Source organism: Diplocloster agilis (assembly GCF_019042275.1).
GTDB lineage: Bacteria > Bacillota > Clostridia > Lachnospirales > Lachnospiraceae > Diplocloster > Diplocloster agilis.
On the sequence record NZ_JAHQCW010000053.1, the window covers coordinates 1 to 13,064 of the forward strand.

The 13,064-nt window shown below is 46.6% G+C and carries 9 protein-coding genes and 6 tRNA genes; 14 read left to right on the forward strand and 1 reads right to left on the reverse strand.

Annotated elements, in window-relative coordinates; genetic code table 11:
• Nucleotides 1-402: 402 nt before the first annotated feature.
• On the reverse strand, nucleotides 403-1,563 hold the full coding sequence (locus KTH89_RS21935; RefSeq protein ID WP_158345480.1) for a DUF3048 domain-containing protein: 1,161 nt from the start codon (nucleotides 1,561-1,563) through the stop codon (nucleotides 403-405).
• A gap of 232 nt (nucleotides 1,564-1,795) precedes the next feature.
• Between KTH89_RS21935 and KTH89_RS21940 the strand changes: the two genes are divergently transcribed.
• The 14 genes from KTH89_RS21940 to KTH89_RS22005 all read left to right on the forward strand — a co-directional run bounded on the left by KTH89_RS21940 (nucleotide 1,796) and on the right by KTH89_RS22005 (nucleotide 13,026).
• Nucleotides 1,796-1,867 (forward strand) — tRNA-Glu (locus KTH89_RS21940).
• 13 nt (nucleotides 1,868-1,880) lie between these two features.
• Nucleotides 1,881-1,953, forward strand: a tRNA-Thr gene (locus KTH89_RS21945).
• A gap of 9 nt (nucleotides 1,954-1,962) precedes the next feature.
• Nucleotides 1,963-2,036 (forward strand) — tRNA-Ile (locus KTH89_RS21950).
• A gap of 18 nt (nucleotides 2,037-2,054) precedes the next feature.
• Nucleotides 2,055-2,128 (forward strand) — tRNA-Asp (locus KTH89_RS21955).
• A 23-nt stretch (nucleotides 2,129-2,151) separates the two neighbouring features.
• Nucleotides 2,152-2,224 (forward strand) — tRNA-Val (locus tag KTH89_RS21960).
• Between the two features lie 21 nt (nucleotides 2,225-2,245).
• Nucleotides 2,246-2,331: transfer RNA gene (locus tag KTH89_RS21965), tRNA-Leu, on the forward strand.
• Nucleotides 2,332-2,574: 243 nt separating this feature from the next.
• A complete protein-coding gene (locus KTH89_RS21970; RefSeq protein WP_238723113.1) occupies nucleotides 2,575-4,260 on the forward strand; it encodes a bifunctional diguanylate cyclase/phosphodiesterase in 1,686 nt (561 codons plus the stop codon).
• Nucleotides 4,261-4,320: 60 nt separating this feature from the next.
• Complete coding sequence (locus tag KTH89_RS21975; RefSeq protein ID WP_238723114.1) at nucleotides 4,321-5,829, forward strand: TRM11 family SAM-dependent methyltransferase; 1,509 nt, start codon at nucleotides 4,321-4,323, stop codon at nucleotides 5,827-5,829.
• Nucleotides 5,830-6,241: 412 nt separating this feature from the next.
• A complete protein-coding gene (locus tag KTH89_RS21980; RefSeq protein WP_238723115.1) occupies nucleotides 6,242-6,970 on the forward strand; it encodes an NAD(P)-dependent oxidoreductase in 729 nt (242 codons plus the stop codon).
• Nucleotides 6,967-7,644, forward strand: coding sequence for an NAD(P)-dependent oxidoreductase (locus KTH89_RS21985; RefSeq protein ID WP_238723116.1), 678 nt, complete (start codon nucleotides 6,967-6,969; stop codon nucleotides 7,642-7,644). The genes KTH89_RS21980 and KTH89_RS21985 overlap by 4 nt, the downstream gene beginning before the upstream one ends.
• Nucleotides 7,645-7,857: 213 nt before the next feature.
• The gene (locus KTH89_RS21990) at nucleotides 7,858-9,453 is read left to right on the forward strand and encodes a response regulator transcription factor (RefSeq protein WP_238723117.1); all 1,596 of its coding nucleotides are present in this window, start codon (nucleotides 7,858-7,860) and stop codon (nucleotides 9,451-9,453) included.
• The gene (locus tag KTH89_RS21995; RefSeq protein WP_238723118.1) at nucleotides 9,450-10,403 is read left to right on the forward strand and encodes a sensor histidine kinase; all 954 of its coding nucleotides are present in this window, start codon (nucleotides 9,450-9,452) and stop codon (nucleotides 10,401-10,403) included. The genes KTH89_RS21990 and KTH89_RS21995 overlap by 4 nt, the downstream gene beginning before the upstream one ends.
• Entirely contained in the window at nucleotides 10,400-11,845 is a 1,446-nt protein-coding gene (locus KTH89_RS22000) for an ATP-binding cassette domain-containing protein (RefSeq protein ID WP_238723119.1), read from the forward strand. Before KTH89_RS21995 ends, KTH89_RS22000 begins: the two co-directional genes overlap by 4 nt.
• A 122-nt stretch (nucleotides 11,846-11,967) precedes the next feature.
• Nucleotides 11,968-13,026 carry a sugar ABC transporter substrate-binding protein gene (locus tag KTH89_RS22005; protein WP_238723120.1) on the forward strand — a complete coding sequence of 353 codons (1,059 nt, stop codon included), beginning with the start codon at nucleotides 11,968-11,970 and terminating at the stop codon, nucleotides 13,024-13,026.
• The last annotated feature ends 38 nt before the right edge of the window (nucleotides 13,027-13,064 follow it).

Below are 13,064 nucleotides of genomic sequence, written 5' to 3' on the forward strand. Positions count from 1 at the left end.
CGGGGAGACACAAAAGAATCCGGCAGCCCGGAGCATTCCGGAACACCGACACATACACCGGCCCTGATCAGCGGGCATACCCAAACCCGAGGAAGAACCTTAAATGGTTAGCGTCAAAATGGCGCTTACTTATGAAGGAGACAGGCTGGCAGTATCGGACCAATTGACAGAGAGAGGCATATATGAAAGGTAAAAGGCTTCCGCAGGAGCAAATAACGGCTTATATGAGGCATTTACCGGTACAGGTGGGGAATTTATGGACTTGGATCACTTTTCTTCCGTATTAAGCGGTAAAAAAGAAGGCTAACTCACAGTTGGTGAGCAGCCTTCTTTTAAACTATCTTATAAGCTACATATATACATATAATAGGAAAGCTTTTTGCAGATTTACGCGCTTAAATCCTATTCGTATATGATCTCTCTGCCGTTCTGGGCTATGCCGATAAAAGTCTTACCGGTGTTAAGAACAATCTCATTTCCGTTATCGTCGTAATATTTGGTAGGTTCATTATCGGACGTCTTTTTCCAGGTAATGTGAATACCCTTTCCTCTTGTAAAATAATAACCGTCGCTGGTGGTATCCTTTACCGTGAATCTCAGATACTTATTATCCTGGCGGTAATCCCAATAGGTGCTCTGGACGATTACGTTATCGAAGGTAAGCTGTTTGTCGGTAAGCTTGTCTATCTGAGGCTGTCCATACAGGGATTTGTAGTAAACGCCTTCTTCCTCATTATATTCCAGTGATGTCTTGGTGGTAGTGAAAATCTTGGAGAAATCGATCTTCTTTGCATCGAAGACACCAGGCGCACCTTCTAATGTATTGGGCTCGGAGACGGTGGCGAAGGTAAAGTGGTCAGGCTGATAATATTTCTCCCGGTGGGCTGTCTCATAACCCAGGGCAGATATGGCGGCCGTCAGTTTTTCGCCGTTGGTATAGCCGTTATGAATCGTGGGATTCTTCGGATCGGAACGGTAGAAAGCCTCGCTTCCCAGAGCCGGGGAACTGTTGCCGGGTACTCCGACCGAGGCGGCGCTTAAATTATCCACATCGGAACGGTCGACCATTTCTCTAAGATAGAACGGTCCGCCCCAATGGATGTAGAAGGCATCCCACTCCTGGGACCAATATACATAATAATCACGGCCGCTTCGAATATTACCGATCTGCTTCAGATCCTGCCATTGTTCGATCACACCCATCTGGCGGGACATTTCGCCCTCTTCCATACATTCGTACAGGACTCCGGCGGAGCCGATACCGTACTGAGGCTGGGAACCTTTATCCGTAGGGAACATGACGGCTATGGGCCGGGCTGAGGCGGTTTCCGGGGATATCCAATCGTTGGTCATAGCGCTGCGCACCATGCCTTCTTCCGGAGGTTCGTCAGATTTGGCCTGTTCGGTATTCGAACTGTCGCTCTCTTCAGGTGCCGGAGCCGTGCTTTCCACAGGCGCCGGGGTTTCTTTGATTTCCGCGTCTTTTTCTTTGTCCTTACCGCATCCGGTCAGCGCCAGGGTGACGGTTAGAGACAACAGTAGAAGAATACGATATTTCTTCATCTTTTTACCCTCTCTTTTTGAAGTTTCGGTATTTTTTCTGTCTGGACGAAAAAGTTGTAATTCGGTATACAGACAGAAAATATATACTTTATTTATCTTAACACACGGGGGCTGGTGAATACAATGACAAATTGTGATGAAAAAATTTAAAAACCCCCTTGCCAAATTAAAAAAGATATGCTATTATAGTCAAGCGTCAGGTTACCAGCCAGATGCAAACTGACAAATACCTGGCTCCATGGTCAAGCGGTTAAGACACCGCCCTTTCACGGCGGTAACAGGGGTTCAAATCCCCTTGGAGTCATTTTTAAGGTTACGCCGATGTGGCTCAATTGGCAGAGCAGCTGATTTGTAATCAGCAGGTTATCGGTTCGAGTCCGATCATCGGCTTTTGCTTGCGGACCTTTAGCTCAGTTGGTTAGAGCAACCGGCTCATAACCGGTCGGTCCTGGGTTCGAGTCCCCGAAGGTCCATTTTTCGCAAAAGATTTTGGCCCAATGGCTCAGTTGGTTAGAGCGCCGCCCTGTCACGGCGGAGGTCGCGGGTTCGAGTCCCGCTTGGGTCGTTTGAATTCTAATATTCGTGTGTGGGATCTTAGCTCAGCTGGGAGAGCATCTGCCTTACAAGCAGAGGGTCACAGGTTCGAGCCCTGTAGGTCCCATTCGGAGTTTATACTCTGAATGCCGGCGTGGCGGAACTGGCAGACGCACAGGACTTAAAATCCTGCGGGACTAATCTCCCGTACCGGTTCGATTCCGGTCGCCGGCAGTAACGAAAAGCTTCAAGTGTTGATACTACAGCATTTGGGGCTTTTCATTTTTTATTCGTGCGAAAAGGAATTGTATGAAATGCATCTATTCCATATATCGTGGGGTTACGGGAGCGCGTTACCATAGGACTGCGTCGAATTGATATTCTTCTATGTATTTGCTATAATTATCTCAGTTTATAATTACACAGGATCATACTATATTTCCCGAACACAAAGATCTGTGAAACCGGAGGACTTTTATGGACAATCCAGATAATATTATGGAAGGTTTTCAACTGGACTCGAAACTGTTTTACGAGGCGATCATCAACAGCACCGACGATTACATTTATATTATTAATATGAAGACAAATACAGCGCTGGTCACTCCCAATATGCAGCGGGATTTTGAACTGCCCGGGAGGATTGTGAACGGCTTGGTAGACGTGTGGGGAAAACTGATCCATGAGCGTGACAAAGAGCGCTATTATAATTCTATCGAACGCATGCTGCAGGGAGAAACCAACGAGCATAATGTGGAATACCAGGTGAAAAACCGGAAGGGCGAGTACATATGGATCCTGTGCCGGGGAATCCTGCAGAGGGATGAGAGCGGAGCCCCTTTGATGTTCGCGGGCGTTGTCACTGAGCTGGGGAACAAGGGAAAGATTGATTATATCAGCGGATTGTTTACACACAGGGAATGTGAGAAGAAGATCGGCGGATTATTTGAAAAAGGACTTTCGGAATCCTGCGGTATCATGCTGTTGGGACTGGACGATTTTATACGGATTAACGATCTGAACAGTCACGCGTTCGGGGACGCGGTTCTGCGGCAGTTCGCCCAGGGGGTTCAGCAGCTGCTGCCGCCGGAGGCCTGTATCTACCGGTTTGACGGAGATGAGTTTGCGGTCGTGTATCCCGATACCACCCCGGCAAAACTGGAGTCCCTCTATGAAGAAATATACTCGTACTGCAACCATCCGCAGCGGTTGGACGAGGTTACGTATTTTTGCACAGTGTCGGCGGGAGCCGCATTATTGGGAAAGGACAGCGATAATTACCCCGGGATTATCCGATGCGCGTCCAGTGCGTTGGAGGCCTCTAAAAAGCGGGGAAAGAATGTTCTGACGTTTTATTCCCCGGAATTGATGCAGGGGAAGATCAGGGCCCTGGAAATGACCAACCAGCTGCAGCTCAGCGTGATGGAAGGAATGAAAAATTTCCGTTTGGTTTACCAGCCTTTTGTCTACAGCGGCAGTTTGAAGATCGCGGGAGCCGAAGCCCTGCTGCGCTGGTCCTGCGAACCTTTTGGAGAGGTTTCCCCTGTGGAATTCATTCCGCTCCTGGAATCCAGCGGCTTAATCGTGCCTGTGGGAAAATGGGTGCTGGATCAGGCTGCCATGACTTGCAGGGAATGGAGCGGCGTACAGGACGATTTTGTTATGAATATCAATGTTTCCTATTTGCAGATGCTGGATGAGGAGTTTATTCCCATGGTGGAACAGACTCTGAGCAAGTATAAAGTGGATCCGAAACATATAGTTTTAGAGCTGACGGAAAGTTATTTCGTCACGAATATGGGGGCGCTTCGGGAGACATTCCGCAGGCTTCGGGATTGTAATATTAAAATCGCTATGGATGATTTTGGCACCGGCTATTCCTCGCTTGGGATGCTGGCGCAGTCACCGGCGGATATCGTGAAGATTGACCGGTTGTTTATTACGGATATCGCAGAGATGGAAAATGCGTTTAACCGTAATTTCATCGGTTCCGTTATCAAACTTTGCCACAGCGTGGGAATCGCCGTGTGTGTGGAAGGGGTGGAGCGGACCGAGGAGCTGGACGCAGTCTGTGATATGGAGGCGGACTGCATCCAGGGATTCTACATTTCCAGACCGATACCGGAAGAACTGTTCCGGGATAAATATTTGACGGGCCATTGAATGGTCTGACGCGGACCCCGGTGCGGTTCCAAATAAGTAAGAGAAAAAGGACAAACAGTCATGGTGATAGAGCTTTGGAAGGCAATAACAGAAAATGAAAATGTCCGGCAGAACCTCAGCAAACTGCGGATGGAAATTAAGCAGAGCCAGGCAAAGGAAGAATTGCGGCGGGAGATCAAAGGGGACGAAGACAGGCTGACAGACCTTCTGCGGCATGAGGATGCCAAAACCAGAAAAAATACGGCGTTGCTGATGGGGGAACTGGGTGAGGATATATATCTGGAAGCGTTGTATGAGGCTTATGACGCGGAGCCCCAGCGTTTTGTGAAAAGCTCCTATCTGACCGCGATGAAACATATGGATTGTAAGAGGTACAGGGATCCGCTTAAGAAGCGCCTGGATCTTTTACTTACAGAAGAGATGAACCCGGAAAATCAAAAACATCTGACGGAGGAAATCCGCTGCCTGTCGGATCTTCTGGTTCACTTGGAAGAGGTAAAGCAGCATTCGTTCCGGGGCATGGAAGAAACCTATGATGTTATTCTGCTGACAAACCGGGATCACCAGGACATAACACTGCGGGAATTGGAGAAATACGAGCCGCAGGCACAGGCTAAGACATTTGGGGCCGGAGTTACGGCCAGGGTGTCTAATCTGAGCTGGATCAATAAAATCCGTACTTACCAGGAGCTTTTATTTGTGGTGAAGGGATTACGGACCTGCCCGGCCAGTGTGGAGGAAGCCGCCCGAACGATCGTCCAATCAGGTATTTTTGATTTTCTGAATAAGGCTCACAGAGGCGAACCGCCTTATTATTTCCGAATCGAGGTAAAGAGTAAGATGGAGCCGGGCGCCAGAGGAATATTGGCAAAAGGGCTGGCGGCACGCATAGAGCAGATGTCCGGGCGCAGGCTGATCAATTCCGTATCCAGTTACGAAGTGGAGATCAGGTTGATCGAAAACAAGGCGGGAGATTTTAACGTTCTGGTGAAATTATTTACCATCAGGGATGACCGCTTCTCTTACCGGAAAGAAGTCACAGCGGCCAGTATAAAACCGGTAAACGCGGCGCTTACCGCCGCACTGGCTATGGATTATCTGAAGGAAGACGCAGCTGTTCTGGATCCTTTCTGCGGCGTGGGGACGATGCTGATCGAGAGGCACCGGGCGCTTAAGGCCAACACTTCTTATGGAATCGACTACCTGGAGGAAGCGGTACAAAAAGCCCGCCTGAACACAGAGGCAGCCGGACAGATTATTCATTATGTGCACAGAGATTTTTTCGACTTTCGGCATGAATACCTTTTTGATGAGATCTTTACCGATATGCCGTTTCGAACAGGACAACGGGCGGAGGAAGAGATCCACGAGCTGTACCGGAAGTTTTTCCCCGCGGCCGCGAAGGTGCTAAAGGAGGATGGGACAGCGGTGCTGTACACCCATAACCGGGATGACGTGAGAAAATATTCTGCGGCGGGAGGGTTTCGGCTGATGGAAGAATTTGTGATATCGAAAAAAGAGGGAACTTACGTGATGATCCTTCGGAGGGACGGCGCCGGCCACCGCTAAGTGGAATCGAAAAGCCGGGTTTAGGAACCAAGCCTATTCACCAGGCTCGGTTCCTAAACCCGGCTTTCCGATATTTCATCTGCCTTTTCTTTTTTGATCTGCCATTTTTCTTGGAGCATTTCAATTACATTATCAGGTATGGTGCGAAAGCGCCTCATAATCACATATTCCGCCCAGCTCCCGGGGCTGGTTCATGAAGCTGTTTTTTGGCTGTTCTTTTCGTTCTCTTATTCCCTAACCCGGATAAACCGGAACAGCAATTTTGCCACTTTGCGCAGAAAATTATCTGCCGGTATTTATAATGTACCCGTTAAAATTAAAAGAATATACACTTTTTCTATAAAATGATACATTTCTTCCCCTCAGTTCCCATGCTAACATTAACATATCAATGAAAAAGAGGTGATATGTTGTGAAAATTACTATTATCGGAGGTACCGGGTGGCTGGGGGCAGAGATTGCTTATGAAGCCGTTACGCGAGGCCATGAGGTGATTGTCATTTCCAGGAATCCCAAAGATATACAATATACGCTGACGCCGGAGCTGGTATCCTTGAAAGCCAATGCGGCGAATTACAGAGAATTGTGTCAAGCGATTCCGGATGATACGGATATTTGCATAAACGCTATCATACCGGATCCATTTGTACCGGAGACTTTTAGCCAGTGGTGTTTGAATATTATCCGCTGCTGTAAAGAGAAGAGGATTCGGAGGCTGGCGGCCATAACCGATTCCTGTATTTTTGAGGTACGTCCAGGGGTGAAATTAAATCAGACAACATTTTTAACTCCATTTTATAGGACCTGGTTTGGCGCTCACGAAGCTTCTCACCGGTTATACCTCGAAGAACAAGAGTTGGACTGGATCGAAATCGCGCCGGCAGCGAAGTGTTTGCCGGATAAGCAGCTGAAAGAGTATCAGATTGCGGTGGATCGACTATGTAGCAATGATCCGATGGTTATGGCACTGGATACACCGGACCCGGATCACTATCCGTTTGCAGATACCAGCTATATTTCCACACAGGATTTTGCTTTCGCAGTGCTGGATGAGCTGGAGCATCCATTATACCACCGTACCAGAATTTGTATAGCCTGGAAAGAGAATCATATGATCTATGGAAAAGGGGATACGATATGAAAATAGCGATATTGGGAGCCTGTGGCCGTGTGGGCGGCAGAGTGATTAGTGAAGCACTGATGCGTGGCCATGATGTAGTGGGAATCGATATTGTAGCAGCGCCCGAACTGGATAAGCGTGTGAGCTATTATAACATTGATATGCTGGAAGAAGAAAAACTTACAGAGAACGTAAAAGGCTGCGATGTCTATATTTTTGCGGTGATCCCTGTCTTGAAAGGTATCGATCATATTACTGATGTGATCAAGGTGTCCCTGAATGTCTGCAGAAACGCGAATATCCCCCGATTTCTATACATATGCGGAGGATTGTCCTCCTGGGAATCTCCTGGTATATATTTGATGGACGCCCAGAAAAAACCCGGGCATCGTATGACAAATAAAACCAATGATGCGATCATCGGAAGTCATGAAATCGCCCTTGAATATTTGAGGACAATCAAGGATGTAGACTGGGTGTGCCAGACTGCTCCGCTCTGGATGGAAGAAAATATGGGGGAGAGAACGGGTATGTACCGTATGGGAACCGAGTATCCGGTCTACATCGACCCGGACAATAAGGATCTAAGCCCCCAACAGAATTGCCACATATCCATGGAGGATTTTGCGGTATGTATGGTGGATGAAATCGAGCAGAGTAGACACCATTTTTGCCGTTTTACAGTGGGGTATTAGGGGGAAAGTCGGGCAAAGGCTTCCTTACCGTTACGGTATCGCTCCGGGTACCTCTCCAGCTTTACTGCCGGATATGGATTTAACGGTATGCTGTTGTACTTGTTTGGTTTTGTACAGAAGGGGAGTGATGTGATATAATATCGTCAGATATTTTACTTCAAAGAGTGCTTTCTTAGCCTGAGGTGAGCAGCTGGATGGATCTGGGGGGATTGGATGGATAAAGTAGTGATTATAGATGATGAAATACATATTCGCAGTCTGGTCAGGAATCTGATTCACTGGGAGGAACTGGGACTGGAGTGTGCCGGATGTTATGCCAGTGGGCAGGAGGCGTTGGAACGGATAAGGGAGACAGATATCGATGTGGTGATTACGGATATTCAGATGCCCGGTATGAGTGGCTTGGAGTTGATCAGACAGATCCAGGCGGTTCGGGGAGAGTGCAGTTTTATTATTATCAGCGGATATCGTGATTTTGAATATGCTCAGACGGCGGTTAAGTTGGGAGTGCTGGATTATGTGTGTAAGCCGATTGATGAGGAAGAGCTGAATACTTCGCTTACGAGGATTTGCAGACGAGAGGGAGCTGTGGTAACTAAATCGGAACGGAAGAGTTCACCCAGACGTAAAAATTTTGTGACAGTCATAAAGGGGCAGTGTAAAGAGATATCCGTGGATACGGCGAATAAGGATTATGATTTTCATTTTCAGAGGGATGGAGTATTTCGGGTGTTGGAACTGGGATTTTGTGGGGTAGACGAATATTCTAATGTTTCACAAAATGCAGAGAAAATTATAAAGACTTTGGGAGAATATTTGAGTTCCAGATGTTATGAATATGAAAGCTTTCTGTTGACGGGTAATTTTTATGCAATGGTGGTTCAGTATCGGGAAGAAGAGGATGGCGCCCTATTGAGGGGACTCAGCGGTGTTTATCTGGATCTGGTGCACAGATACACAGATCTGTTTGCCGGACGTTTTTATATAAGTGCGGGGAAAACGGCGAGGGAGATCGGGGATCTGTATGAATCCTACCGGGGGGCGGATTTTTTTATTCATGGCAGGCTATATTATGGCAATAGTCGTGTGTATATCGCAGATTATATTCCGGAACTTCAGAAGAAGTACCATGAGAGCCTGGTCTTAACAGTGGATGAGAAAAAGGAATTGATTCGCGCGATGGAGGGAATCCAGTTGGATGGATTGAAGAAATCAGTGATTCGGCTCTATGATTCATATTCGAATGAAATGAAAGAGAATCCCACGCTAGCTTATTACATGGCATTTCAGATCTTTGATATTCTCATATCGGTGTTGGCGGACCACGATATTAATATGAACGAGCTGAACAGTGCGCAGGAAGAATTTCGGCTGAAGCTTGAAAACTGTGATACTCTTCCTATGCTGGAACGAACATTGATTCGTGGTTGCAGTGATAAGATCTCCGGATATTTATCGGAAAAAAAGCAAAACGCACAGGTTTATATACAGTTTACGAAAGAATATATCGAAAAACATTATGCAAGCGATCTTTCATTGAATATGATTGCAGAGCGGATACAGATTAATCCGTCCTATTTATCAACCGTATTCAAGGAGCAGACCGGCATTAACTATAATAAATATCTGACCTCTGTCAGAATCGAAAAGTCTAAGGAGCTGTTGAAAGATCCCCGATATAACATATCTCAGATTGCACAGATGGTGGGATACAGCAGTACCAGATATTTTGGAAAAATGTTTGTAAGTGAGACAGGAATCAAACCCGGGGAGTACCGGAGATTGTACAGCGGGAAGTCTGGTAAATGAATAATAAAAAACGGGGAAAGAATATATATTTTAATCGCGTATGGGTGCTCATTGCTGCTGTGGAAATCCTGTTGGCAGGGCTTTGCCTGACCGTTGTTGTGGGAAAGACGCTGGAGGGAAATCAACGGATCTGGATTTCCCTGGCGGCTTTTCTGGTTCTGCTACAGGGAGTTTCCGTCATTCTTTTGTGGAGTAGGAGAGTTCTGATGCAGCAAAGTCAGCAGGAGGGTATGAGAGAAAAACTGGAGCGCGAGATACAGCGCAGCGCAGAAATAGAACTGCGTCAGAAGAAGCAGCAGCTGCAAGCGCTGCAAAGCCAGATCAACCCGCATTTTCTCTACAATACGCTGGACACGTTTCGGGGAATCGCACTGGAGCATGGGGACAGAGAGCTGGGTAATATGATTGCAGCTCTTTCCGCTATGTTTAAATATAGTGTGAATTACGATACAGATCTGGTTACGATAAACGATGAACTGCAGTATTTGTCAAAATACGTCAAACTTCAGCAGGTCCGTTTTCCGGATCGTTTTACCTATCAGGAATATATTAATTGTCCGCAAGAATATCTTTTGATTCATACCTGTCCCCGCTTTATTTTACAACCCCTGATAGAAAATTCCATCAGCCATGGCTTGAAGGATATCCAGAGCGGCGGCAGAATTACGCTATCCATAGAACAATCAGGACAGGTATTTTATATTCTGGTGGAGGATAACGGATGTGGGATACCGACGCTTCAAACGATCGCTATGAATAAAAGATTCGCCGGAGAAAGAGAAGCAAAAGAGATCCGGGAGAGACAGGACTCTGTTGCCCTGCATAATGTCAATGAGCGGATTAAAATGTATTGCGGGGAAGCCTACGGGCTGTATGTCACAAGTATGGAACATGTCGGAACGCAGGTGCGAATTTCACTTCCGGCGAATAAGGAATTGGATGGAATATGAAGGAATTCATGAAATGTTCGCGTCTGAACCGGAGGAATGAGTCAGAACGCCTGGAGGAAGTTAATATTGATCTCTATGCTGGAGAGATAGTAGCATTTCTTGGAATGAATGGTTCTGGGGTTGAAGGTGTGCTTGATATTTTAAGCGGCAATGGGGATGACTACAGCGGCGACGTCTGGATCGAAGGACGCAAGGTTCGGATATCCTCGGTATTTGATGCGCAGAGATTGGGGATATTCTGTATCGGAAGAAACGAACTTCTCGTACGGAATATGTCTTTGGTTGAAAATATTGGCGTGCTGGATGGCAAGGAGCGTTACCTTGGTCTAATCAGGCGGGAACAAGTAAAAAGAACTGCGCAGATCCGCCTTGAGGAATTCCATATTACTGTTCCGATACATGCCACACCGAATCAGTTAACAGAATATCAGCGCCATGAGGTGGAAATATTGAAGGCAGTGTACTGTGGTGCAAAGCTTATTTTATTTACGGACTTTTTCGCCTTCTATACAAAGCAGGAACAACGGGCGTTCCGGAATAGAATACAGGGACTTGCCAGGCAGGGTATAACGGTCGTATTGGCGCTCAATCAGTTCAAAGACGAGTGGGAGAATTTCTTCGACAGGACCCTTTTGTTCCACGGGGGCACCGTAGGGATGGTATTTCATCGAGCTGGAGGAATATTTGAACAGCATGATATCGGTGGATATCTGAAAAATATTCCCATAGAGACACCATACATAGGGTACAACGAACTGATAAAGGAAGAGCTGACCCAACCGAATAGACAGGAAACGCTGCTTGAGATACGGGATCAACATGGACGACTTATACGCTCATTTTCCAGGGGCAGTTCTTTCGGTGTGTTGAATTCAGCAAAACAACTTCCGGAAACGTTCAAAGGATTGTCCGATTACCTGGGATCCGGTATTGAGATTAGTTTTCGGGGACGGAAGCTGTCCGGTATGACGGATAAGGAGATCCATAAAATGCGTATTGCTCTGGTACAATGCCGATATACCCAGTCACCGGTAATTGAAAATTTGTCGGTAATGGAAAATATTTGTCTATATGCCAGGGCTCGCTATAGACGGATGGGAATCATATGCAGGAGAGTGGAAAGATATCTGATAGCGCAGGCATTGGATGGCTTCGACTATCTAAATGATATAAGACCATATTTGCACTGCCAGAATTGTTATGGATTGCAGAAACGAACTCTCATGAAGATTATGATTGCCCGTTTTATGGCTTTGGAACCTGAGCTGGCCGTTTTTTTTGTTCCCTTTCCATTTTCGGATGTGTACGATATGGAGCAGCAGAAGGCTTTTATCCGACAACAGATATGCAGAGGGGACCGGATCGTGATACTGATATCCGATGAGCTGGAATTTTTGACAGAGACAGTAGGGGAGATACTTTACCCAATCCGGGAAACCTAAGGAATATAAAAAATGTGCCATTTTTCTATAAATCATGTCATTAAAAATAAAATCCGTATCCCTTATGATATATCTATAGGAAGCAGTAACCTGAAAATACCAAAAAGAAAAGGAGCAATCACATGAAACAGAGAATTTTGGCATTGTTATTAGTCGCGGCAATGGTATTCGGAGCCTATGGATGCGGATCGAAGGCAGGTACGGACGCCGGCTCGGACCAAGGAAGCACTACGGTAAAGGAAGAGAGTGAAACGCCGGACCAGACTGCGAATCCAAAGGAAACAGATGCAGGCACAAATGCGCAGGATAGCTATACGGTGGGTATTCTGGTAGTGAGTACGCAATCCCAGTGGTGCAATGAACTGATTGATGGAATTACCAGTACCGCTGAAAGTTATGGAAACAAAGTCATTGTATCCGACTCTCAGGTATCCGGTGACAATGAAATTTCCGGTATGGAGAATCTGATCAATTCCGGTTGTAATGCAATCGTAGTAAATGCAATGAATCCGGGAGGACTGGTGGATCTATGCAAGGAAGCCCAGGACAAGGGAATTTATATTATTGGATTTTCCGATCTGCTGGTAAACTACGATGCTTTGGTTGTGGAGAATCCGGCAAAAGACGCGCAGATGATGTCTGCACAAATCAGTCAATGGGTGAACGAAGAGCTGGGCGGTACCTGTGAGATGGCGGAAATCTGGCTGTCTGATTCAAAAAATCCGGAGACTACGGCAGGAGTGTTTAAAGATGCATTTGAAAAGGAATTCCAAAAAACGCTATTCGACGGCATGGGGATTGAGATGGTAAACAGCCAGTATGTGGCGGAAACTAATGCGGCCATGGATACCGCAGAGGCGATCCTTACTGCGAATCCCGGTGTGAAGGTGATATTTTGTCAGAGTGACGAGCTGGCGGTAAGCGTAATTCAGGCTATTGAAGCGAAGGGAATAGATACTTCCAAAATGTTTATCTGCGGCCGCGACGGCACAAAGGAAGCCATCTCAAGTATTGCAGGAGGCAGCTGTCTGCGGGCTACTGTCTATGTAAATACCACAGGAGTGGGCAGACAGATCGGGGAATGCGTACAGAAAATGATGGCGGAAGGAATCGTGGAAAATGTGGAGCAAGAAACAATTCTGATCAACGCGGATAATGCATCCGAATATGTGGCTCAATAATCTGGGTCTGCCAAATGCTAAGGATATGAGGATGAAAC

What these genes read in the sequence shown, in the direction of transcription:
- KTH89_RS21995 (WP_238723118.1), top strand. Translation starts at nt 9,450, where the DNA reads ATGAATAATAAAAAACGGGGAAAGAATATATATTTTAATCGCGTATGG.
- KTH89_RS22000 (WP_238723119.1), top strand. Translation starts at nt 10,400, where the DNA reads ATGAAGGAATTCATGAAATGTTCGCGTCTGAACCGGAGGAATGAGTCA.
- KTH89_RS21985 (WP_238723116.1), top strand. Translation starts at nt 6,967, where the DNA reads ATGAAAATAGCGATATTGGGAGCCTGTGGCCGTGTGGGCGGCAGAGTG.
- KTH89_RS21935 (WP_158345480.1), bottom strand. Translation starts at nt 1,563, where the DNA reads ATGAAGAAATATCGTATTCTTCTACTGTTGTCTCTAACCGTCACCCTG.
- KTH89_RS21975 (WP_238723114.1), top strand. Translation starts at nt 4,321, where the DNA reads ATGGTGATAGAGCTTTGGAAGGCAATAACAGAAAATGAAAATGTCCGG.
- KTH89_RS21990 (WP_238723117.1), top strand. Translation starts at nt 7,858, where the DNA reads ATGGATAAAGTAGTGATTATAGATGATGAAATACATATTCGCAGTCTG.
- KTH89_RS22005 (WP_238723120.1), top strand. Translation starts at nt 11,968, where the DNA reads ATGAAACAGAGAATTTTGGCATTGTTATTAGTCGCGGCAATGGTATTC.
- KTH89_RS21970 (WP_238723113.1), top strand. Translation starts at nt 2,575, where the DNA reads ATGGACAATCCAGATAATATTATGGAAGGTTTTCAACTGGACTCGAAA.